At 44.0% G+C, this 22,666-nt stretch carries 19 protein-coding genes; 15 read left to right on the forward strand and 4 right to left on the reverse strand.

The genetic code is table 11. From position 1 onward, the window contains the following. Nucleotides 1-66 precede the first annotated feature (66 nt). The 6 genes from cydD (at nucleotide 67) to ABIE27_RS13965 (ending at nucleotide 7,331) form a co-directional block, all read left to right on the forward strand. Nucleotides 67-1,827, forward strand: coding sequence for a thiol reductant ABC exporter subunit CydD (gene cydD / locus ABIE27_RS13940; protein WP_429350827.1), 1,761 nt, complete (start codon nucleotides 67-69; stop codon nucleotides 1,825-1,827). After that, nucleotides 1,824-3,584: a thiol reductant ABC exporter subunit CydC gene (gene cydC, locus ABIE27_RS13945; protein ID WP_429350731.1), complete on the forward strand. Its 1,761-nt coding sequence runs from the start codon at nucleotides 1,824-1,826 to the stop codon at nucleotides 3,582-3,584. Before cydD ends, cydC begins: the two co-directional genes overlap by 4 nt. 193 nt (nucleotides 3,585-3,777) lie before the next feature. Beyond that, complete coding sequence (locus ABIE27_RS13950) at nucleotides 3,778-4,584, forward strand: CPBP family intramembrane glutamic endopeptidase (RefSeq protein WP_429350732.1); 807 nt, start codon at nucleotides 3,778-3,780, stop codon at nucleotides 4,582-4,584. Between the two features lie 212 nt (nucleotides 4,585-4,796). Further along, on the forward strand, nucleotides 4,797-5,597 hold the full coding sequence (locus ABIE27_RS13955; protein ID WP_429350733.1) for a MerR family transcriptional regulator: 801 nt from the start codon (nucleotides 4,797-4,799) through the stop codon (nucleotides 5,595-5,597). A 2-nt stretch (nucleotides 5,598-5,599) separates the two neighbouring features. After that, a complete protein-coding gene (locus ABIE27_RS13960) occupies nucleotides 5,600-6,313 on the forward strand; it encodes a GNAT family N-acetyltransferase (RefSeq protein WP_429350734.1) in 714 nt (237 codons plus the stop codon). An 88-nt stretch (nucleotides 6,314-6,401) separates the two neighbouring features. Continuing rightward, nucleotides 6,402-7,331, forward strand: coding sequence for an alpha/beta hydrolase family protein (locus ABIE27_RS13965; RefSeq protein WP_429350735.1), 930 nt, complete (start codon nucleotides 6,402-6,404; stop codon nucleotides 7,329-7,331). Between the two features lie 54 nt (nucleotides 7,332-7,385). On the opposite strand, the gene ABIE27_RS13970 is transcribed toward ABIE27_RS13965, so the two are convergent. Both ABIE27_RS13970 and ABIE27_RS13975 read right to left on the reverse strand, forming a co-directional pair. Next, nucleotides 7,386-8,549, reverse strand: a complete 1,164-nt coding sequence (locus ABIE27_RS13970) for a choline esterase (protein ID WP_429350736.1) — start codon at nucleotides 8,547-8,549, stop codon at nucleotides 7,386-7,388. Nucleotides 8,550-8,566: 17 nt separating this feature from the next. Then, nucleotides 8,567-9,226, reverse strand: a complete 660-nt coding sequence (locus tag ABIE27_RS13975; RefSeq protein WP_429350737.1) for a TetR/AcrR family transcriptional regulator — start codon at nucleotides 9,224-9,226, stop codon at nucleotides 8,567-8,569. Nucleotides 9,227-9,407: 181 nt separating this feature from the next. Between ABIE27_RS13975 and ABIE27_RS13980 the strand changes: the two genes are divergently transcribed. The 5 genes from ABIE27_RS13980 to ABIE27_RS14000 all read left to right on the forward strand — a co-directional run bounded on the left by ABIE27_RS13980 (nucleotide 9,408) and on the right by ABIE27_RS14000 (nucleotide 12,946). Further along, nucleotides 9,408-10,052 (forward strand): hypothetical protein, encoded by a 645-nt coding sequence (locus ABIE27_RS13980; protein ID WP_429350738.1) that lies wholly within the window; start codon nucleotides 9,408-9,410, stop codon nucleotides 10,050-10,052. 161 nt (nucleotides 10,053-10,213) lie between these two features. Beyond that, the gene (locus ABIE27_RS13985; protein WP_429350739.1) at nucleotides 10,214-11,005 is read left to right on the forward strand and encodes a MerR family transcriptional regulator; all 792 of its coding nucleotides are present in this window, start codon (nucleotides 10,214-10,216) and stop codon (nucleotides 11,003-11,005) included. Further along, nucleotides 10,992-11,471 carry a hypothetical protein gene (locus ABIE27_RS13990; RefSeq protein ID WP_123066551.1) on the forward strand — a complete coding sequence of 160 codons (480 nt, stop codon included), beginning with the start codon at nucleotides 10,992-10,994 and terminating at the stop codon, nucleotides 11,469-11,471. The genes ABIE27_RS13985 and ABIE27_RS13990 overlap by 14 nt, the downstream gene beginning before the upstream one ends. A gap of 26 nt (nucleotides 11,472-11,497) precedes the next feature. Beyond that, entirely contained in the window at nucleotides 11,498-12,235 is a 738-nt protein-coding gene (locus tag ABIE27_RS13995) for a GAP family protein (protein ID WP_123066552.1), read from the forward strand. 132 nt (nucleotides 12,236-12,367) lie between these two features. After that, nucleotides 12,368-12,946, forward strand: a complete 579-nt coding sequence (locus tag ABIE27_RS14000) for a hypothetical protein (protein WP_429350740.1) — start codon at nucleotides 12,368-12,370, stop codon at nucleotides 12,944-12,946. 942 nt (nucleotides 12,947-13,888) lie between these two features. On the opposite strand, the gene ABIE27_RS14005 is transcribed toward ABIE27_RS14000, so the two are convergent. Then, complete coding sequence (locus ABIE27_RS14005; RefSeq protein ID WP_123066555.1) at nucleotides 13,889-15,397, reverse strand: alpha-N-arabinofuranosidase; 1,509 nt, start codon at nucleotides 15,395-15,397, stop codon at nucleotides 13,889-13,891. Nucleotides 15,398-15,664: 267 nt separating this feature from the next. Between ABIE27_RS14005 and ABIE27_RS14010 the strand changes: the two genes are divergently transcribed. The 4 genes from ABIE27_RS14010 (at nucleotide 15,665) to ABIE27_RS14025 (ending at nucleotide 21,358) form a co-directional block, all read left to right on the forward strand. Beyond that, nucleotides 15,665-16,603 (forward strand): ArsR/SmtB family transcription factor, encoded by a 939-nt coding sequence (locus ABIE27_RS14010; protein WP_429350828.1) that lies wholly within the window; start codon nucleotides 15,665-15,667, stop codon nucleotides 16,601-16,603. A gap of 236 nt (nucleotides 16,604-16,839) precedes the next feature. Beyond that, nucleotides 16,840-17,688 (forward strand): BglG family transcription antiterminator LicT, encoded by an 849-nt coding sequence (gene licT, locus ABIE27_RS14015; RefSeq protein ID WP_123066556.1) that lies wholly within the window; start codon nucleotides 16,840-16,842, stop codon nucleotides 17,686-17,688. Between the two features lie 157 nt (nucleotides 17,689-17,845). Beyond that, complete coding sequence (locus tag ABIE27_RS14020; protein ID WP_123066557.1) at nucleotides 17,846-19,801, forward strand: beta-glucoside-specific PTS transporter subunit IIABC; 1,956 nt, start codon at nucleotides 17,846-17,848, stop codon at nucleotides 19,799-19,801. 90 nt (nucleotides 19,802-19,891) lie between these two features. Further along, a complete protein-coding gene (locus ABIE27_RS14025) occupies nucleotides 19,892-21,358 on the forward strand; it encodes a glycoside hydrolase family 1 protein (protein WP_123066558.1) in 1,467 nt (488 codons plus the stop codon). A 172-nt stretch (nucleotides 21,359-21,530) separates the two neighbouring features. On the opposite strand, the gene ABIE27_RS14030 is transcribed toward ABIE27_RS14025, so the two are convergent. Beyond that, the gene (locus ABIE27_RS14030; protein ID WP_123066559.1) at nucleotides 21,531-22,442 is read right to left on the reverse strand and encodes an AraC family transcriptional regulator; all 912 of its coding nucleotides are present in this window, start codon (nucleotides 22,440-22,442) and stop codon (nucleotides 21,531-21,533) included. Between the last annotated feature and the right edge of the window lie 224 nt (nucleotides 22,443-22,666).

Consider the following 22,666-nt stretch of genomic DNA (forward strand, 5'->3'; position numbering starts at 1 on the left):
AAAGAGCGAACCAAACAGCAAGGAAAACAGTCAGGTCGGCAAAAATCGATTCTGATTCAACAGCAGATGTCTTCACTCCGAAAAAGCAGACTTCTCCTTATGGCCTTTTCACTGGCCCTTGGTGCAGCGATCATAAGCCAGGCTGTATTTATGGCAGAATCTGTACAGCGTATTTTTGTAGAAAAGGCAACCTTATCATCGATCATGCCGCTTCTCGGGTTATTACTCACCGTTATGGCTCTACGTACGCTGTTAACATACGGCAACGGGAAAGTTGGTTTGCATATGGCTGCACGTGCGAAAACAAATATGCGTGCCAAGGTGTTACAAAATCTGATTCAAGCTTCCATGTTCTCTGCATTGCAAGGGCAGACGGGAGGCAAGGTCAGCGTTGCCCTAGACGCCGTCGATGAGGCGGACAGCTATTTCAGTCAGTACATGCCGCGCATGATGGAAGCGTCGATTATTCCGATTGTGATTTTGGTAGTTGCCTTCACACTGCATGCCAACACAGGCTGGATTCTGTTGTGTACAGCACCGTTTATTCCATTGTTCATGATTCTCGTTGGTTTGCAGACCAAAAATAAATCCGAAGAAAAGTATGCACAGCTGGCGGAGTTTTCCGGTACGTTCCTCGACTCGCTGCAAGGTCTGGTGACATTGAAAATATTCGGACGGGTGAATCGTCAGCAACAGGAGATCGAACGCAGCAGTCTGGGTTATCGGGATAGCACGATGAGCATTTTGAAGATTGCTTTTACGAATACGTTTATGCTTGAAGCGATTGTCATGTTAAGTATCGGTATCGTTGCGTTAGAGCTTGCCATTCAGCTACTCGTGTATAAATCGATGACTTTTCATACCGCTTTTCTATTGCTGTTGCTCGTTCCGGAGTTCTACAGTTTGTTAAAAAATACAGGTACCGCCTTTCACAGCGGTCGAACAAGCATGGGCGCTATTCGTAAAGTGGAGCAACTAATTGGAGAAAGCGAACAACGAAGTGAGAATTCACAGCCCAAGAAAGATGAGGAGAATTCGTCACATCACCAATTTTTGCCTAGATCGTCGTCAACGAAGTCAGATATGCCGTCATTCATTGAATTAAAAAATGTCCGGTTTCATTATGCCCCAGGTTCGTTTGCACTTGAAACGGGACATGTATCGATAAAACCAGGAGAAAGGCTCGCCATTGTTGGTCCAAGCGGCTCAGGTAAAACAACCTTATTGAGCCTAATCTCCGGTTTGTTACATCCAACCTCGGGAGAAGTTTGTATTAACGGAAGACCGCTTGTACAAATAAACGAGGACGACTGGTTTAAACAGATCAGTTATATTACACAACATCCCTATATTTTTGCAGGCACATTAGCTGAAAATATAACTATAGGTTCAGGAAGGGATGAACCCCGTGCGGAGATAGAGAAAGCGGCTGAACGCGCAGGACTCACTTCACTTATTGCTCAATTGGATAAAGGGTTGGATACTCCTGTTGGGGAAGGAGGGCGTGGGCTTTCTGGGGGAGAAAAACAACGATTAGCTCTCGCTCGCGCTTTTCTGAAGAAGCCTGCCCTCATCCTGTTTGATGAACCTACAGTTGGACTCGACCTGCGTACCGAACAGATTTTGCAACGTTCTATCGCAGCATTGTCACAACAGGCCACCATCATTACGGTGGCACACAGGTTATATACGATTCAGCAAGCAGACCAGATTTGGTTCATGTCGGATGGTGTACTTGCAGATTCGGGAACACATCAGGAGCTGTTAGAACGAGTGCCTGTATATGCCGAGATGGTACAACTTCAGAGAACAGGAGGGATCGCATGAAAGAGTTAGCTGTTCTGTCCAAGGCAATGATGCAGGAACGCAAAGACATTTTGCTTTCTATATTATGCGGATTCATTGCTGGCACAGCAGGTGTAGCCCTTTTCTCCGCAAGCGGATATCTTATCTCGCAAACGGTATTTGCACCGCCACTGTACACCTTGATCGTTCTAACGTCGATGGTCAAACTGCTTGGATTCGTGCGTGCGGCTAGCCGTTATGGCGAGAGACTTGCCTCTCACCGGGCAACCTTTTCCATCCTCAGCCGTTTACGAACCTCATTTTTTGCCAAGCTTATTCCGGTTACGCCTGGAATTTTGAACAAAAACCGAAGCGGAGATCTGCTGGCACGTATTGTAGGTGATGTAGAGAGCTTGCAGCATTATTTTCTGCGTGTTGCTTATCCGCCTATTATGGTGGTGATGGTATTCCTGAGCACCGTCCTGTTTACAGCCGTTTTTTCATTCTGGATTGCGTGTTTACTCATCGTTGGTATGTTGATTACAGCCTTTGTTGTCCCAAACCTGGTGCTGATCGGTCAACGTAAGATCAACGAACATGTACGCCAGCACCGGGCGAAGCTATCTACAGAAGTTACCGAAGTATTGTATGGTTTCCGTGACTTGAAAGTATATGGACAATTGGCAGAGCGTGAGCGGCAGCTTCAGCAGGATTCGGCTGAACTCGCAACGCAGCAACAACGTGCCGCTAAACAATTGGTGCTGGGACAATCCATGCATGTTTTTGTCACCTATATGGTCACATGGGGTGTGCTGGTCATCAGTGCTTTTCTCATTGCAGACGGAGTCTTTGCCGGTGTGTATCTTGCGATGTTGATTCTGGCAACACAAACGATGTTTGAAGAATCCGCAGCAATGGCCGTGTTACCAGCGTATAAGTTGGACAGCGAGAATGCTGCGAAACGTTTGGCTGAAACCGTGCCTGATCAGCAGAACAAAGGATACGATGATCAATCTCATTCATCATCTAAAACCCATTTATCTCTGGAGGTCGATGCAGAAGGGGAAGCGGTAACCATTGAACTGTCTCATGTTTCTTTTCAATATGAAGGGGAGTGGAGATCTGCGCTAAATGACGTCTCACTCTACCTTGCACCTGGCTCCAAAACGGCGATTGTCGGGCCAAGTGGCTCTGGAAAATCTACCATTTTGGATTTACTTCTCAAGCTACGGACGCCTGCTGCTGGCAAAATAAAATTCAATGCCATCTCGGTGAATGAATGGAATGAAACAAACATATGGCAAAATACCCGTGCTGTGTTGCAACAAAGCCACTTTTTCCGGGGAACGATTCGCGATAATCTGCTACTCAGTGGTGAGTCTCACTCCGATGAATATGTGCAAGATATACTCCATCAAGTTCAACTGTTCAATACATCTTTGGACGACTCCGTATACGAAAAAGGAGAAAATCTGTCCGATGGCGAGAAGCAGCGGCTGGCTCTGGCCCGTGCCATGTTACGCAAGGGCAGGTTATGGTTGCTGGACGAACCAACTTCTTCGCTGGACTACGTTACGGAAGCACGTGTGCTACAGAACTTGCTGACACAGGCGGTTGAGGACACGCTGCTACTCGTCTGTCACCGTTTGACAGGACTTGAACGGATGGATCAGATTGTGGTCATGGATCAAGGCCAGATTGTCGAAACAGGCTCGTTCGAAGAGTTGATGGAACGTAAAGGTTATTTTTACGAGATGAAGAAGATTGAACTGCAGATGATTGGAGAGCAAGGTGCCTAACTCTATGAAGCAAAGCCGCACATAAGCGGCTTTTTTGCGTTAGATTCGAAACTGCCAACCGGCTGAATGGTTACTTTGCTCCAAAGTATTGTAAATACGACGATCCATTGCGAAGGATTGCTTGAAAGCAATATTCACATCATACATATATACTAAGGGTACTAGTCCAATCATGTGAGGAGGTTCGGTTGAGGTGAGAAAAATAATGCAGTTTCCGCTCGTATGGATGTTTACAGGTGTTACTCTCCTGGGCCTGTCCGGTTTCATGACCCAAAAGCTGTTCGTTGATTCGCAAGGCATTCTGTCGATTATGCTGGCACTTGCAGGAGGTATCGTTTCCATTGCGGTCTACTGGTTTGTAATGAAATTCATGGCAGGGCGCAAGGTACAGGAATTGCAACTTCGACATGCAGGAATCGAATTAATCTTAGGCTCAGGAGTTGGTCTGATCTTGATTGGTGTTTCTGTCGGGATCATCACGTTGCTTGGTGGATACAGCTTTACATGGTCAGCGACGAACGCGGTTGGTTCTATTGTGGCTTTGGCGATCGGTGCAGCCATTGTGGAGGAATTGATCTTTCGAGGCCTGTTCCTGCAAGCGATTGAAAAGCGACTTGGAAGCTGGATCGCTTTGGCTATAACTTCGCTATTTTTCGGTTTGGCTCATCTGCCAAATCCCGGAGCAACACTCTGGAGTTCCGTTGCTATTGTCATAGAGGCAGGCATTTTGCTCGGAGCCGGGTTTCTGTGGCGGCGTAATCTGTGGTTTGTCATCGGACTACATTTTGCATGGAATGCACTGGAGGGAATGCTGGGTATACCGGTGTCAGGCATAGCAACGCAAGGCTTTTTTGATGTACAGCTATCCGGAGCGCCTTGGTTGACAGGGGGAAGCTTCGGACTGGAGGCATCCATTGTACCGATCATCGTCAGTTTGCTGATCGCCATCCCTATGCTGATTAGCGCATATCACAAAGGAAATATGAAGTTCAAGAGATAGGCAAGCTAACCGGACTTTTTTTCGAAATTCTTGCAAAATACGTACGTGAAGGGTGAACCGCAAAATGGTTTTCCCTTCTTTGTGATGTTTCCGTACATTCATATTTCCAGACATACATAAAGGATCATAAGAAATTGAAAATTAATCTTGACCTTAGGTCAGACCTAAGGTTTATGCTAACTATAGATAAGAGAACAAAGGTGGAGTTTACGATGAATGAAATGAAAGATGTAATTACGATTAGCGAGCTGGCTAAGCTCATGCAAGTATCCGTACATCAGATTCGTTATTTCGAAGAAAAAGGGGTATTACACCCGGCTTTTACAGGTGAAAATCAATACCGAATGTATGGAATGAATGAAGTGTACCGTTTAGCTCATATTTTATTGCTGCGTAAGATGGGCTTGTCTGTGCAAGTGATCCAAGATTGCCTGTCCCATCTGACGGCCGAGCAGATCATGCCGATTTTCCGTCAGGCGCTGACAGATACAGAGGCGGAGATCCGAAGGCTGCGGGACACCAAACATTTTATTGAGAAGTTGCTTGAGGAAAAAGAGTCCATTTCCCAAAAATCCATCCAGACAGAGGGAGGTGCTTATTCGATCATTCATCGTGACGAAGTTTCATTGTCTCTGTGGTTTGAGATGCAAGATGCTGAAAGTCTGGGAGCTCAAAGGTTAGTCGAGCATCGAGGCAACATTTCCAATCTGTTCGAAGCGGATATTCATTATGTGTACAACGATTCAGGCACCATCGGATTGTATACGCAAGAGGAGAACAGGCAGAGTGATCTGATATTGCCTACCGGTTCATATCTTTCCTGTACACTTTTTGTACAAAATGAAGAACGAATCGCCAAAACAATTCAAGAGTTCTATGCTTATGCTGAAGATAAGGGTTACCTATGTTCAGGGCCATTGATTATGGTCGAAAAATCATATTTATCGCTGTTTACACCTGACCAGCTCCATTATGAGCTTCTCTCGTATGTTTCGAACCCGGAGGCGGAATAGTAATGAGCCATCTTTTCAACACACATTTCAATAAGACGAATCTCATGAACAGCAAATTAAATCAAACGAATCTCATCCGGATCGAACCTATAACCCTTAAGCAATATCCGGCTGCGGCAAAAATAATGGCTTATGGCTTCGGGCACAAATTTCAGAAGTTATTTTCTGTGTCTACAACGGACATGGCTTTTGTTTTTGAACAATTGTTACTTTACAGTCCGCATCAGACAGGCAGTCTGCGGTTCGTAGCGCTAGAAAATGATGTGCTCGTAGGCACGATGGCTTTAAAGTGGAAGGGGAGCGAGGTTATCCAAAAGGCTAATAATCCCCGGCTCAATTGGTGGAGCATGCGCAGTCACATCGGGTGCTGGAAGTTGCTTCGTATCATGGCAGGTATACATTTACTCAAACACGAGCCTGAGGTAGGTGAATGTTATATCGAAGACATCACTGTAGATCCGCACCATCAAGGCAAAGGCGTTGGCAGACAGCTGTTGGCTTACGCAGAGCAATACATGTTTCAAACGGCTCAGTTATCTTACCTCAGTCTGCATGTAGCTCGTCACAACCAGAAAGCGGTACGGATGTATGAACGGTATCATTTTCGCAAACAAAGTAGCACGAACAGCCTATTAACCGCTATGTTCCTTGGTGAAAATGAGTGGAATTACATGACCCGTAGAGGAGACAACAACATTGAAACACCACAGGTTTAAACATAAAAAAATTTGGATTTCATTCCTTATCATCATTGTATTATGTGCGGGTACAAGCCTATATATCATTGCACAGCAAGACTATAACATGATAGAACGATCCGTGGAGATTCCCACCCCACAAGGGAAATTAACGGGTATTCTTACCCTTGCTAAAAAGGATACCGGGACAGAAAAGCTTGGTTTAGTGGTCTTCATCCATGGAGATGGCCCCATCGATGCAACGCATAGTGAAGGTTACAAACCGCTGTGGGAACGTCTTGCCTCGCTCGGTTATGCGTCCTTGTCACTGGACAAACGTGGCATCGGAGGTTCAGAGGGGAACTGGCTGAATCAGAGTATCGATGATCGTGTCGTTGAAGCACAACAGGCGATTGCTTGGGCCAAAAAACAACCGATGATTGACGGTTCCCGGATTGGTGTATGGGGAGCAAGTCAGGCCGGCTGGGTCATTCCGAGGCTTGCAGGTAAGGAACATCTCGCATTTAGCATTCTGGTATCACCAGCGATCAACTGGCTGAAGCAAGGGGAATACAATACACGGAGTCAGATGGCCAAGGTCGGGCATACACAACAGGAGATTGAAGCGCAGGTGGATTACGATAATCAGATTAAAGATATTTTAAAACGCCACGGCTCTTATGAAGAATACACGAAACATGTTCGGAAGGACGACGAACCAATGTCTCGTGAACGTTGGAGCTTTGTCAGCAAAAACTTTAATTCTGATGCTACCGAGAGTCTGCAAAATTTTAAAACTCCGGTGTTGCTACTGCTTGGTGAAAATGACGTAAATGTGGATATTCAAGATACGGAGCGTACCTATCGTAAGGAGGTTCATCCTGGTTACTTGCTTCATGTCAAAACGTTTCAACATACCGAGCATTCTATGTTACCTACATCGATTGCCGGATCAGAATGGAAGATGGGACTGCGTTTTTTATTTGCCCCAAGAAGCATAACAACGGAAGGGTATATGGATGAAATCGAGACGTTTTTGACGAAACTTGCGTTGTAGAGAAAAAAGAGCATGTATGCCTTATATACAAGCTCTTTTTGAACTGAATACCTCCTATTGAATTAACCCTGTGCTATTTTGTCTGGTCTTCTTGATCAAGTCCACGCCATCGTATGCCAGACTTTCAACATTTGCTGCCTTCTGAAGTATGTAATGATCAAAAAAGTTCTTCGTATAATCTGTAACCAGATTTCGCATCTCCATAGCATCCCGTTCGCCTCTGAGTTCCTTATTAACATGGGTAAACACGATGTCGCAATAATCTAAATGCGAAACACGGTCAACTGAGAAATAATAGGTTTCCATACTGTTGTTAGCACCAATTATCACATTCATGTTATAGTTCGGTTCACAAAACAGAAGTAAGAAGGTTTTTTTTAGATTGCTGTCAAGAAGACCAAACGCACCGCTATCAAGTCCAATCCCGCAAATGAACCGGTCGTCGTCCCGGCAAACGATCGCCGTCGTAAGCCCTCCATAAGAATGCCCGACGATGCCGATGCCAATGTCCAGCAACAATCTGCCTTTAAAGATGGAATTCAACTCTCCAGGGTCCATGTTGTAAAGATAATCGGCCACATATCTTATATCTTCTGCCTGTAATTCACTATACTCTGTTAGCTTGGCAAGGATCGGTAGTGCAAGCACGTTACGGCACATTTCCATGGCCGTTTCATCGTCAGGCCGCATTTCCATTTTACCAGCTAACGCCAACATCTCCGGATCTTCAGAAAAAGCCATGATGACATCCGAAAAATCCTTGGATATATTAAACAGGCGTCCGTCTTTACGCTTATACATCGTGCTGTTCGGATGGCCGATACTTACTACAACATATCCTATGCTTGCCAGGTCTGTGCATATTACGGTACCCCATTCTGGAGAACCTCCACCACCGCAAACATAGAACAAAACCGGATAGCGCTTTTGTTTCCCTGAAAGAGCGATGTCATCATAACATTGGGTCTTGATATCTATAGAGAAAAAATCCTTCCCTTCAAGATATGCAGTGACAAGAGGTTGCTCATTAAACATTTCGTAGACTTCTGGAAACATGTATGTGGATGTCGACTTACCTTCGCTGCTGTCGGAAGGATAGTATACAAATGCCGTCAGTTCTCTTATTGAGTTATCTGATGCTGTATATTCAAAATCCATCTGGGTTCGACCGACCGTATATCCCCCAATAGGCTCAGGAAATGAATCATACGTCTTCATTTTTTGTCCTCCTTTATCTACTCCTTGGCTTTCTTGAAATCGCTAACTAGTGCAGCATATTGATGATCTTCAAGCAGTCCATGACCCATAAAGTCAGCAAAGTACATGCTAATCCTGTGTTGCAGCTTGGAGTCCTTAATATCAAATTCTCTGAAAAACATAACTAAATTAAACTGCATGGACTCAAACATAAAAGCAATCAAATCATCGTCAAGATCGGGTCGAAGATATCCATCAACCCTCATTCGGCGTAAAATTCCTTTGATTAAAGGGAAAGACTCGCCCTTTAGCACATTCAGATATACTTTAAGTAAAACGTCCTCAGGAATATTTAAAAATGTTTCAGTGAGTTTGATCTCTAACTCATTCAGCGGCTCAGTTACCAAACCATTCGTATTACCAAATAAACGGGTAAGAAAAAATTGGTTAAGGGAATCCCCATCATTGTTATTAAAATATGCAGCTCTTTTCCGGGTCACATTACGAATTAAGAGACAATAAAGATCATCTTTGTCCTCGAAATATCGATAAAATGTTCCGGGATGCATAGACAAGCGATCGAAAACCATCTTCATTGTTATATCCTCGTAAGGATGATCAACAAAAAGATGCATAGCACGATTAGATATTTCCTCACGCCTTGCTTCATTTAAACGAAAGAACGAATGTTTAGGCATAGATTACTCCTTCATATATAGTGTGAACTGATTCACACTATATCGATAATACATTCACATGTCAAATCGTATAGATTGATTTTCAAGATTTTTTTCCCAAAAGTTGCTTTTACTTCTGGTATAATAATATTTTGATCATCTATTGATAAGTAATCCATCATGAAAGGAATGAAGGCCGGGAGTGAGTAGGTGGGAAATTGTTTCTTATGTTGCTATATTTGTTTACACGCTTGTGATGTTGTTGAATGACCAATCGATTTTACTTGTGTTAGGTACAGTGCTGGTTGCTGGACTCATTATGTTTAGCATTTTTGTCTTTTATCCTATGGTTTGGGAAACGCGTATGGATCGCTTAGAGGTTTTTTTACGAAGAAGACAACATGCACCCTATTTTTATATCATTTATGCGACAGCCAACAGGTTGGATGAAGAAGTCGAGCTCACGATGGAAAAGCTGATGAGCAATACATCAGCCAGCAAGTCAACGAAAGCCAACTATCAGGCAGCATACGGTGCTTATCGCAAGGATCCGTTTACCGTGAAAAAAGCTGTACGCGAGATGCGTAAATCGGTTTATCGTACATACTATGAAACGTTTGTCCTGATCGAAGAAGGAGAGATTGAACGAGCCAGAGAGCATTTAGGTTCCATCAAAAGAGAGTGGATGCGATTTGCCCTTCTAGCCGAAATCGAGCGTAAGCTGGATCATTACAAGGAGGCCGAAGAGTTGGCTGCGCAAGCCGTACAAGCTAGTAAAGGAGTTAATCGATACGCGATGACGAAAGAATACGAAAGATATTACACTAAAGAACAGCAGGCACAATGATAGAAACTGCTCTCAAGGAGAAAGAAAATTCATATCACAGCGAGGACGATGTCAGCATCGTCTTTTTGTCGTTTTATTGAGCAATTATCCATCGAGATTCCGGGGCTTTACCATAACGTATACGTTATGGTTTATAATGTTTTCAGGAAGGGGAGGTAAGCATGATCCTGATCGGAGAATTAGCGAAAAAAACAAATATCAGCAAAAGAACACTCCATTATTATGAACAGATCGAACTGTTACAACCGACACTTATTACGGAAAATGGGTATCGATACTATGATGAAAGTGCTATCCTTCGCCTGCAAAAAATTCTTCTGTTGAAGTCCATCGGCTATACATTAGAACAGATTAAAGAACTGTTTCAGAACCAAGAAAATAAGGGAGAACATGAAAACTGGGTGGCCTCTTTAAACGAACAAATAGAGCTTATTGAACAGAAAAAAGAAGAATTAAGCCGGAAGCAATATTATCTCAGATCAACCCTTCATACGTTGAAATTGGGAGGAATGAGCGATCTCGAAAGTTTATTGCAGATTATTTCCCAAATGGAGGATCGGAAGCTCTCTGAAGGGATAATTCGTCCCGAATTCAGCGATGATTTACAGTTAACATCAAGGGAAATGGATATACTGAATCATCTGCCTATACTCGGGAGTAACGATCCGCGAATGGAGGAACTTTTAACTATTTTCCAACGTGTACGATCCTTGATGCCTTCATCTCCCTATTCTGCAGAGGTCCAAGTCATTGCCAGGCAATTGTATGAAACAGCATTAAAGCTGTTTGATCATGATGAAAAACTACTTGACAAGTATTGGGAACTTATTAATCCAAGAGATGCGTCTGAGCCTGTAGTCATGGGCATGGATGAAGAATTCATGTCCTATGTTGATGAGATGATCCGCTTTTTTCTAAAACAAAGAGAGGACATTGCTAATGAAGGGGATTAAACAAAACAGGACACAAAGTAAAAATATGTGGCTTCTGTTATTGCTCTCCGGTCTACTCATCATATTCTCAGCTTGTGGAATGACAGCAGAAGATACTTTGAATGAACTGGATCGTGAGAAGTCAAAACAAAATACAGCGCATGACTCGGAGGGAATCGTCGTTGAGGTGCTTGTTGAAAGTGATGTTAATTCGGCATCTGATCTGGAAGTAAAGATCAATGCTCGAAAAAATCCGGAGAGTGTGTATTGGGATACGATTGAAGTTCCATACAAAGATAGATTTGTTATCCCAAAAGATACGTTTATTCCTCTGCTCTCAACTTACGTTAGGGCAAAAGCAAATGACAGTGCAAGCTGGGTAAGCTGTTCCATTTGGTACGATGGGGAGTTAGTTGCATCTCATAAGTCCCGAGGGAGCGGTGCGAAGGCTGTCTGTGAGAAGAAGTTCCAGCTGGGGCCAGGATAACTTCACTAAAGGGAGCGAGGAACACAATGACATTGACAGCACTGGTATCTACTCTTGTACTGCTGGCATTAATTGATTCAACAAGTGTAGGTACTCTTTTAATTCCGATCTGGTTACTGATGACACCCCAGCGTGTTCGAGTGGATCGGTTTTTGATCTATTTATTCACAGTGTCTGGTTGTTACTTTGTTATAGGTCTCATCATCATGTTTGGAACGGATTCATTTCTGAACCAATATGCACCCCTAATGGAATCTCAGCCCTTCCTGTTAGGACAACTGGTGATAGGTATATTGTTAATGGTTATAAGCCAACTCATGGATACAAAAAAATCTCGTGCACGTGCTGCGGAACGTGCAGGAAGCGGGGAAGGTACTATTTTAAAATGGAGGGCTCGTGTTACGGGAGAAACGGTTTCCAGCAGAAGCTCTATTACTATACTTATCGGGCTTGCCCTGACCGCGGTTGTGCTGGAACTTGGAACAATGTTGCCCTATCTAGCAGCCATAGGAGTGTTAGTTAGTGAAGGACCTGCCTGGCCTATGTCGGGGATTCTGTTACTGGGATATTGCTTCGTTATGATAGTACCTTCGCTCATTTTGCTGGCAGGGAGATTGCTCGCTTACCCTGTTTTGAAACAACCTTTAGCTAAAATGGATAGCTGGCTGGTGAACAATGCACAGAATGCTACAGCCTGGATTGTAGGTATCGTTGGCTTTCTGCTGACGGTTAATGCAGTTTATGATTTAGGCTGGTTTCAGTGAGACGTGGGGTATGAGCCGTGTTGACAGTACCCGGATCTTGCTCTTTTCGGCACAGGCATGTGTTATTCGCACAGGCAAGTCGTCCACCCATCGCGTAGACTAAAGCAGATCAAGTCAAGTGAGGTGAATTCCATGGCTAAGACCAATGAAATACACGTTAAGGCAAAACGATTCAAGGATCGTCCGGTCTGCGTGACTCTTCATAATGGTGAGACGTACATCGGGTACATCTCTGGCGTGAGCAACGAGGGTGTAGAACTTACCGGGGGCGGGAAATTAACACAAACTTCAACAACCACAGCAACGGGGACGGCACGGAGTCGTGATCGTCAAATGAAAACCAAACCCACCAAGTCAAACAAGTGCGTATCTTCTTCGAGCCGGAAAAAGGTTCATCGTTCCCGCAAGTCCTCCGTGCGATCCCGGGTAACTTCACGTAGATCTTCGCGCCAAGCTCACGTATCATCCTTTATGCCGATGATGGGCTCTTTATTAGGTGGACTGGGCGGGGCAGGATCATTTGGAGGCATGCTTGGAGGCGGCATGCGTTTGTTCGGCATGATTCAGCGTTTTGTGCCTGTTGTGAAAATGGGCTACGGCATGATCAAACAAATCCAGCCGTTTATGGGAGCTGTGCAAGGGTTGATGTCACCAGCAAGTCAAGCATCGCAGGACGAGGCTGAAGCTGAAGCGGAAACCCAACGGGGGTAACAAGATTGCACAGGTGTAGTGTCGAGAACATGTTGATGTGTAAGAAGAAGAGAAGATAAGTAAGCGCTCCTAAGTCGCTATTATAGCGGCTTTTTTTAGCTTTTAAGTTGTTTGGGATATGATAAAGATTCAATAGGGGGGACTAGCTTCAGTGAATTCATACTTTTCGGGTAGATGGAAAATTATTAAGTATTAGTGATAAATTATTCCAAATATGTGTTATGATATTTTAAGGTGAAATACAATACGTAATCAATTTCTATGATCAAGAGGTGGAAACAGCAATGAAAAACGTAACAGGTATTGTAGTAGCTATAATCTATTGCATTATTATATATATTTTTTTGACTGATTCCCCACTAGGTGAAGCTCCCAATAATCCCCGCTGGGTATACTTATTGTTACCGCTTGGAGCGATTGCAATAACATCTCTGTTTGATTATGTAATCAAGTTCGATTTCTTTAGGATGAAGAAATGATCCTCAAAGCCTGTTAGATTATCTTTAAAACTCGAATGTACGATAACATGTAGGATAGATTTCTTTAACTCGTAGCAAGTTGCTCTCCGTACTTCATGTGAAGGGGAGTTTTTTTCGAGCCAAAAGCGCTAACGATCACCAGGAAGCTTATTTGAGTAGATATTGAGCTTTGAAAATTCTAACGATCCTGAAAGACCTTATTTTGTTGAAAAAACGTGATTTGGCCTTAAAAACACCCGAATTGTCCGAAATAGCGTCTCCTGTGATCGTTACAGTAAAAAATGAGCTCAAAAGAGTCAAATAAGCTCGCCTGAGATCGTTAGAATATAAGTTACATACTTGGGGCCATTCAAGCGCCTCAATATCCCATTACCATACGTCCGTCAGCAAAGGAAAAAGCCAATACTAATGCTAAGGTTAAAGCCCAGAAGCAGGTATGCTCTGGGCTTTTGATCTTGCGCGATTAAGCTTGTTTTGTTTTCAAACGGATCACGTTCCAGGATGCTTTGTTCAGCACAGCTTGTACTTTACCTTGGTCCACGGTTGTATGTCCGCCGTTGTGAGGCAACACGTTACGTGGATTTTCTTTGGTATTGCTTGCTTTCAGGTCATTGTTTTCCAGGACAATGTGTTCAACAAATGTTGTTTCCCCGAAGGAGCGGAGGTCTACATTCAGTTCCATTGCCTCATCGAGATGTCTGTTCACTGCAAAGATTGTAATGGTGCCATTTTCTTCGTCATGTACACTGATGGATTCGAGATAAGGTACATCCGTGAAGTCTTTGGAATCATACTTAGGTGAAGATGTGATGGAACGCAATACTGTTCCGCGTCCGAAGTTGGAAGCGTGCAGGAACGGGAAGTACGTCGTCTGTAACCAGATTGCGCCGTTATTTTCCGTCATGATTGGTGCGATCGTGTTAATCAACTGCGCAAGACAAGCCATTTTTACACGGTCAGCATGTTTGAGAATGGTGATCAGGTAACAGCCCACTGCCAGCGCATCTTCATGCGTGTACACATCTTCGAACTCTGGAGGAGCAATCTGCCAGCGTTCTTCCATACGGCTTGTACCAATCGATTTCCATACATTCCATTCATCCAAGGAGAGCATCAATTTCTTTTTGCTACGTTTCTTCGCTTGTACAAAATCACAGATCGAAGCCACACTATCAATAAATTGATCCAGATCCAGTGAGGTTGCAAGGAAATCATACGTGTTGTCTTTATTGTTATTGTAATACTGATGCAGAGACAAGTAATCTACATTTTCATAGGTAAGATCAAGCACGGTTGCTTCCCAATCCGCAAATGTCTTCATGTCACGGCTAGAGCTACCACATGCAACGAGTTCGATCTCTGGATCAACCCATTTCATCGCTTTGGCTGTTTCATTGGCAATACGGCCATATTCATATGCGGTCATCGCACCAATCTGCCAAGGACCGTCCATTTCATTACCGAGGCACCATGTTTTGAATTTATGTGGATCTTTATATCCGTGAGAGATACGCAGGTCACTCCAGTATGTGCCGGAAGGGTGGTTGCAATATTCAACCAGATTTCGGGCTGCATCGATACCGCGGGTTCCCAAGTTAACAGCCATCATTACTTCCGTACCTGCCAGCTTGGCCCAATCTGCAAATTCGTTCGTGCCCACAGCATTGGTTTCAATCGTCCACCAAGCCAGCTCAAGTCTACGTTTACGGTCAGCTACTGGACCCACGCCATCTTCCCAGTTGTAACCGGATACGAAATTGCCGCCCGGATAACGAACGATAGGTACGTTAAGCGCTTTAATCGCTTCAATAGCATCCTGACGGAAGCCTTGTGCATCTGCGGTTGGATGACCTGGATCATAAATACCGCCATACACGGCGCGTCCCAGATGTTCTATAAATGAACCGTAAACACGCGGGTCTACTTCAGCAATCTGAAAGTCTTTATCGATCAGCATTTTGGATTTAAGCATAGTGAAAACCTCCATAAGATTAATTTTATAGTGCATGTGATTGATTTTGTAATACATATCATCGTTAGTAATGTCATATGGTGTCACTAATCTATATTGAATTCGCCTAAAAGCAAAATCAATACATTGATTTGTTATCTAATATGTATCATAATGCGGATATACAGAGCAAGTTCATTTTACACAGTTCGCTAAATAGCGAATTCTAAAATGTGAGAAATGAGATGCCAAATGTACAAGCTGAATATGCAAAAGGAAGTGAAGTCGATGATACTTGGAACAGATGCATCTTCATTGCTTGTCTACGAGGCGCTAGCAAGTGAACCTCGTTTAAATATTGTACGTTTGTTGCTAGAGAATAGGGAAATGCATATCAATGCGCTCGCCCAGGAACTTTATCTGAGCAAAGCCATTGTCAGCACACATGTTAGCAAACTGCAGAAGGCAGGCATTGTAGGTAGCCGAATGAAACGAGAGAACGGGGGAACCTACAAATATTGTTTTATCGTAAAAGAGTTCATGACAATTAATTTATCACCTTCAGTGCCTATTGATGCATCGTATTATGAAGTCTCTATACCCGTTGGGCATTATACGGATTACGAAGCATGGCCGACCTGCGGGCTCGCGACGACAACTCAGATGATCGGGCAATACGACACACCCGCTTGTTTTATGGACCCTGATCGGGTTAACGCGGCAATTCTGTGGATGGCACGAGGTTTTCTCGAATATAAGATTCCCAATTATCTTCACAATGATCAGCATCTTCGCGAGATTGAAATTTCACTTGAACTGAGTTCGGAAGCACCGAAAGTCAATGAAAACTGGCCATCCGATATTCGTTTTACTCTGAATGGGAATGACCTGGGTAGTTGGACAAGTCCTGGCGACTTCGGAGATCGAAAGGGCAAGCATACTCCGTTATGGTGGAAACTGGATGTCAACCAGTATGGTGTATTAAAAGTACTCCGCATTAACGAGGAAGGTACGTTTATGGATGGTCAACCGATTTCGGATGTCACGATCCGGGACTTGGATCTTCGAGCAGCTACCTATTGGACATTAGGGTTAAAACCCGAAGAGAGCGCAGCAGGCCGAGGGGGACTAACTCTATTTGGTAAGGGGTTTGGCAACTATGATCAGGACATTCTGATTCGGTATTATTATGATAATGCCCTAGAAAACAACACTTCAGAAGAATAGAATATGCAATTTGGTATCAACCTATATAAGAGCAGTGCATAAGCCAACTTAAATGAAGCATATACCCATTCCAGCGTTATGGTATTGACAACGATTACATGGCTGGTATAGAATACAGCTAAATAAGGAGTGTCACTGATTCGATCAGGCACCACCACAGTCTGGATATCACAAGTTTATTTTCTTGTGTACCGGCCCATGGTGGTGCTTTTTGCATATATGGGGGTGAAAACATCATGAGGTTCAAGAAATCGTTAAACAACAATATCGCCCTGGCAGAGGATGCTGAAGGTTGTGAAGTCATTGTCATCGGAACGGGGGTAGGCTTCAAAAAAGTAAAGGGACAGCCTATCGAGCAAAGCCAGATTCAGAAAACGTTCCGGATCGGCTCGAATGATAAATATCAGCGAGTTGAACAATTTCTCAGCGATATCCCTCTGCAAGTCATCGATATCACCGATCAAATCATTGAAGAAGGCAGGGAGATGATCGGGAAAAAGCTGAATGATTCTATCCTATTAACGCTTGCGGATCATATCCATTTTGCTCTGGATCGTTTCAAAAAAGGTGTGGACATGCAAAATCCGCTACACTGGGATATTCGCCATCTGTATCCTGCAGAATACCGTGCTGGTGAATTGGCGGTACGCAAGATCAATGAAGCTTTTCTGGTCGCATTGCCTGCGGGTGAAGCCAGCTCCATTGCCCTTCATTTTGTGAATTCGCAATTTGATTCGGGCACCATGAACCAGACGATCAAGATTACACAGATGATCAATGACATTCTTGGGATCATGACCGATCATTTTGGAAGGGCACTGAATCAGGAGTCTGCTGACTTTTCCAGGTTTATCACTCATCTGAGATACTTCATCGTTCGGCAAATGAACCGGGAAGTGCTCTCATTCAAGGATCAGCAGTTTTTATATGATGTATTGTCGGAACGATATCCAGGCAGCTTCCAATGCGCACTCAAAATCAAGGAGACGATGGAACAGCAACGCGGATTTGTAATTACTCCCGATGAGATGGTATACCTCATGATTCACATCGAAAGAGTAACATCCCGTACCGACACCGGTTGACCTCATTACAGCTGTTGGAAGGTATGCCGTCACCAAATTTATTGAATATGGAGTGTTACTGATACGATCAGGCACCACCAAATGTTTTCCGATTCCGCTACAGTAGCGGGGCGGGTTTACATTTGGTTTTTTTTTCGCCAAAAAAGGAGGAAGCAGCATGAATCACCGGGAGTTGTCCAAAGAGATCATCCGATTATCAGGAGGGCAGGAAAATATTACGCAAGCCTGGCATTGTATCACTCGATTGCGATTTAATGTGCGTGAAGAAAAGAAAGTGCAGCTTGAACAGATTCGCGCACTGGATGGTGTTCTTGGAGCACAGTTCCAAAACGATCAGTTCCAGGTTGTGATTGGCAACAAGGTTGCAGCCGTCTATGAAGAGCTGGAGGAGCAGTTGAAACAAGCTGGTGCAACGGAGACAGAAGCAGAACCGCCGCGTTCAAGAGGTCTTAATGCCGTACTGGATACGATCTCGGGAATTTTTACTCCGATTCTTCCAGCCATTGTAGGCACCGGGATGTTGAAGGGGATTCTCGCATTACTTGTTACCCTCGGAGCCATACAAGAGACTAGCGGTGAGTATCAGATTTTGGCGTCCATAGCCAATGCGGCCTTTTATTTCTTGCCTTTCCTGCTCGCTGTATCGTCTGCACGGAAGTTTAAAGTCAATGAATATATCGCCTTGACCCTTGCAGGCACATTGTTATATCCAACTATTTTGAATGCTTACTTGGAAAATCATCTGGAGCCGATTCGTTTTCTATCTCTGCCGGTGTCGATCGTTAATTACACCCAGTCTGTCATTCCTATTATTCTAGGAGTGTGGCTCCTCAGTTATGTACACCGCTGGGTGGATCGCTTCATTCCTGGTCCGGTTAAAGTCATTTTTACCTCAATGATTGTGTTGGTGATTACGGTTCCGATTCTATTAATCGCCATTGGACCACTGGGTAATTACATCGGTATTTATCTGGAAATCGGTACATCCTGGCTCTTTGCTCACTCGGGCCCATTAACAGGAATTGTGCTGGGCGGACTTATGCCAGTGATTGTTATGACAGGTATGCATTATGCGTTTTTCCCGGGTACATTACAGAACTTGAGCAAGCTCGGTTACGACGTGCTGTTACTGCCGCTTAACCTTGTAGCCAATATGAGTCAAGCTGGTGCCGTAATGGCGGTATTCCTCAAGACCAAAAACAAATCGATGAGATCTATTGCTTTATCCAGCGGCATATCTGCTTTTCTGGGCATCACAGAACCTGCAATCTATGGTGTGACGTTGAAGCTGAAAAAGCCGTTCTATGCTTCGATCATCGGTGGAGCAGCCGGCGGTGGATTTATTACAGCGGTAGGGCTGAAATGTTTCGGTTTTGCAGTGCCAGGTCTGTTGTCACTCCCTTTATACATTGGGCCAGATGGTGGCATGGCAAACTTCTGGTACGCGCTCATCGGTGTGGGCATCAGCTTCGTTGTTTCCTTCACAGTGACCTTGTTGCTCAAGTGGGATGAACCAACTACGCAGCAAACTGCTGGGGTAAGTTCCTCCGGGGGAGGAAGTGAAACCGAGTTAACAGAAGCAAAACCAACAGAGTCAACAAATCGGTCTAATCAAGTATCTACACCGTCTGTAACCGTTCGTTCGATTGAGGAAAAGAAAGGTGAAATATTCAGCCCGCTTACTGGTGAACTGGTTTTACTCAAAGAATTGCCTGATCCTACGTTTGCAGAGGAAATGACGGGAAAAGGAATTGCAATTCATCCACAAGAAGGCCGTGTAACGGCACCTTTTGACGGAACGGTCACAATGATCGCGAAAAGCAAACATGCCATCATGCTGACTTCCTTCAGCGGAATCGACATTCTCATTCATGTTGGACTTAACACGGTGTCCCTGAAAGGAAAGTATTTTGAAGAGAAGGTTGTTATCGGACAACGAGTGAACAAGGGAGATTTACTGCTGGAGTTTGATATCGAGAGCATTCAAGCTGCCGGTATTAATCTAATAACTCCTGTCATTGTAGCTAACACGCCAGATTATCTTGATGTAGTACCGGTTCAGGTGAAGGGGGTGATTCCAATGAATGAATTGCTGCTGCTCACCGTTCGTTAAAAGCTTATTACAAAACGAATGAAGGCTTTCTATTTTAACCGAGTTTTAAAATTTAACGTTATATTTACACAAAAAAGGAGAGAAACCATCATGACACAAACAACAAAACACACATTCCCTAAAGGATTCCTATGGGGCGGAGCTACCGCTGCCAATCAGCTGGAGGGCGCATTTGACGCTGACGGCAAAGGACTTTCCACATCTGACATGGCACCTTATGTTCCCCATGAAGAGCGAAATGGTAAAGATTTTACCTTTGACGTAAACTCCGTTGAACTGGAACAATATTTGAGCGGCAACACCGATGTGTATTTCCCGAAACGCAACGGCGTGGATTTCTACCACCGATACAAAGAAGATATCGCCTTGTTTGCAGAGATGGGCTTCAAAGTATTCCGCCTTTCCATCGCTTGGCCACGAATCTTCCCGACAGGAGAAGAAGCCGTTCCTAACGAAGCAGGACTTGCTTTCTATGATAAAGTGTTCGACGAATTGTTGAAATACGGCATTGAGCCGCTTGTAACGATCTCTCATTACGAGATGCCGATTGAGTTAACCCGCAAATACAACGGCTGGGAAAGCCGCGAGATGATTGATCTCTACTTGAAATTTGCCAACACATTGTTTGACCGTTACAAAGATAAAGTGAAATACTGGATCACATTCAATGAGATGAATATGATGCTGACCAGCTTGTATACAGGCGGCGGTATTTTGGAAGATAAAATCAAAGGCACAGCGGAACAGGTAGCCTATCAAGCAACCCACCATCAGTTTGTAGCAAGTGCGCTGGCCGTAAAAAGTGGTAAAGAGAAAATGCCAAATGCCCAAATTGGCTGCATGATCTGCCGATTGGAAACCTACGCTGCATCCAGCAAGCCGGAAGATGTGCTGCAAACCATGAAAGAGGATCAGATGAACCTGTTCTATCCGGAAGTACAGGCGCGTGGAGAGTACCCGTCCTACATGCAGAGATACTTTGAAGAACAAGGCATTGAACTGGTGAAAGAGCCTGAGGATGATGCGATTATCCGCGACAATACGGTGGACTTTATTGCTTTCAGTTATTACATGACGTATATCGGAAAATACGATCCGAACGACAACAGCAACTCCGGTATGCTGGTAAGTCAGATCAAAAACCCGCATCTGAAAGCCACCGAGTGGGGATGGCCAATCGATCCAATCGGTCTTCGCATCGCGCTGAACCGGTTGTATGATCGCTATCGTATGCCGCTCTTTATCGTAGAGAACGGACTCGGCGCTACGGACACGCTCGAAGAGGACGGATCTGTACATGATCCTTATCGTATTGATTACCTGCGAAGCCACATCGAGCAGATGAAAGAGGCCGTAGCTGACGGTGTAGAACTGATGGGATTCACCAGCTGGGGACCGATTGATATCATCAGCTGTTCCACGTCCGAGATGGGTAAACGTTATGGTTTTATCTATGTTGATCAAGACAACGCAGGTCATGGTTCCCTGGATAGAACCCGTAAAGATTCATTCTACTGGTACAAACAAGTGATTGAGTCTAATGGAGAGATTCTTTAAACGTTCGAAATTTGGAATTTATACTCCTTAACCTACTAAACGAATAGATACGAATTGATTAGTATATCGTCATGCAACGCAGAAGAAGGAGGGCCTATACAGGCCGCTCCTTTTTTGTTATCTGAGTATGAAGCCGTAATCATAGATACACCAATTTAAGAAAGCAAGTTTATTACGCTTTGGATTTTAATTTACGGAATTCCGTGGGGCTGAGCTGCGTCCATTTTTTAAACTGCCTGCTGAAATGGGACAGATTTTTGTACCCCAAACGCAGGGCTATCTCAGTCAAGGATATCTCAGGCTGTTGCAGCAGCATCTTGGCTTCTTGCAGCTTCAGATCGGACAGATACTTTCGCGGAGACATATGGTAGATTTTTTGAAATATCTCCAATCCATAGTTAGGACTGATTCCTAACGATGCGATGATCGGTTGAATATGAACCGTATCATCCTCGTCTGCGTCACCGTTTTTTTCGCGCACTTGTTGTCTGAAATGACTTTTGATGGCCTCAGCAATTTCACGGGCATGTTTGGCCGTGGTCATCGACTGATTCGCATGCGTTTCTGTGTTCACAGGTTGTAAGTCGATTAAGATCCCCAACAATTCAAACAGAACGATTTGTGCTCTCAATTTAGCTTTGGATACCGTCATATCCGGATCGTCAAAAAGATCAATCCATTGCTGAATACAAGCTCTTAGCCGGCTATAAGACGGATTGGAAGGGGTATACACCCAGTCACAATTCTTCATGATTTTCATACGCAACGCAGGCTCATCTACATCGAAATGTGCACAGAAATAGGTCATTGACGAAGCTGAAAAGTTCGTGTTTGTGTGTTCAAAGCCAGGAGGGATGAGAAGAATATCCTCACAATGTACCTCATAAGACTCGCTCTCCAGTTTTGTTTCCTGCACTCCATCCAGCACAATTAAAATTTCAAAAGCATGGTGAAATTCTTTTGTCGTAGCCCATCCGGAACGAACCGTCTGTTTGTGAGCACCGAAAAAACGTATATTCCAATCAATCCGTGGAAGAAGGTCTGTTCTGTCACCCACCATATAATCCTGATTATTCATTTCCATTTAATTGAATCCACCTTTGATAAGGGTAAATTAATCTGTACTGACACCATCGAATTGATCGATTTATTGAGCTTATACTATGTATCAAGTGATGAGAAACCGCTTTCCTGACAGGGATTGCTCTTTATTGAACGAATGCCTCTGTTATTATAGCCAAAGCCGTGATCGTGATCAATGAACATATATTTTGAGACTTCAAGCAGAGAAATGGGTAAACTCACATG

Source organism: Paenibacillus sp. 4624, assembly GCF_050435065.1.
GTDB classification, from domain to species: domain Bacteria; phylum Bacillota; class Bacilli; order Paenibacillales; family Paenibacillaceae; genus Paenibacillus; species Paenibacillus amylolyticus_D.

What these genes read in the sequence shown, in the direction of transcription:
- ABIE27_RS14025 (WP_123066558.1), top strand. Translation starts at nt 19,892, where the DNA reads ATGACACAAACAACAAAACACACATTCCCTAAAGGATTCCTATGGGGC.
- ABIE27_RS13975 (WP_429350737.1), bottom strand. Translation starts at nt 9,226, where the DNA reads ATGCCTAAACATTCGTTCTTTCGTTTAAATGAAGCAAGGCGTGAGGAA.
- ABIE27_RS14000 (WP_429350740.1), top strand. Translation starts at nt 12,368, where the DNA reads ATGGCTAAGACCAATGAAATACACGTTAAGGCAAAACGATTCAAGGAT.
- ABIE27_RS13985 (WP_429350739.1), top strand. Translation starts at nt 10,214, where the DNA reads ATGATCCTGATCGGAGAATTAGCGAAAAAAACAAATATCAGCAAAAGA.
- ABIE27_RS13995 (WP_123066552.1), top strand. Translation starts at nt 11,498, where the DNA reads ATGACATTGACAGCACTGGTATCTACTCTTGTACTGCTGGCATTAATT.
- ABIE27_RS13960 (WP_429350734.1), top strand. Translation starts at nt 5,600, where the DNA reads ATGAGCCATCTTTTCAACACACATTTCAATAAGACGAATCTCATGAAC.
- ABIE27_RS13955 (WP_429350733.1), top strand. Translation starts at nt 4,797, where the DNA reads ATGAATGAAATGAAAGATGTAATTACGATTAGCGAGCTGGCTAAGCTC.
- ABIE27_RS13965 (WP_429350735.1), top strand. Translation starts at nt 6,402, where the DNA reads ATGATAGAACGATCCGTGGAGATTCCCACCCCACAAGGGAAATTAACG.
- ABIE27_RS14030 (WP_123066559.1), bottom strand. Translation starts at nt 22,442, where the DNA reads ATGGAAATGAATAATCAGGATTATATGGTGGGTGACAGAACAGACCTT.
- ABIE27_RS14020 (WP_123066557.1), top strand. Translation starts at nt 17,846, where the DNA reads ATGAATCACCGGGAGTTGTCCAAAGAGATCATCCGATTATCAGGAGGG.
- cydD (WP_429350827.1), top strand. Translation starts at nt 67, where the DNA reads ATGTCTTCACTCCGAAAAAGCAGACTTCTCCTTATGGCCTTTTCACTG.
- ABIE27_RS14005 (WP_123066555.1), bottom strand. Translation starts at nt 15,397, where the DNA reads ATGCTTAAATCCAAAATGCTGATCGATAAAGACTTTCAGATTGCTGAA.
- licT (WP_123066556.1), top strand. Translation starts at nt 16,840, where the DNA reads ATGAGGTTCAAGAAATCGTTAAACAACAATATCGCCCTGGCAGAGGAT.
- ABIE27_RS13970 (WP_429350736.1), bottom strand. Translation starts at nt 8,549, where the DNA reads ATGAAGACGTATGATTCATTTCCTGAGCCTATTGGGGGATATACGGTC.
- ABIE27_RS14010 (WP_429350828.1), top strand. Translation starts at nt 15,665, where the DNA reads ATGATACTTGGAACAGATGCATCTTCATTGCTTGTCTACGAGGCGCTA.
- cydC (WP_429350731.1), top strand. Translation starts at nt 1,824, where the DNA reads ATGAAAGAGTTAGCTGTTCTGTCCAAGGCAATGATGCAGGAACGCAAA.
- ABIE27_RS13990 (WP_123066551.1), top strand. Translation starts at nt 10,992, where the DNA reads ATGAAGGGGATTAAACAAAACAGGACACAAAGTAAAAATATGTGGCTT.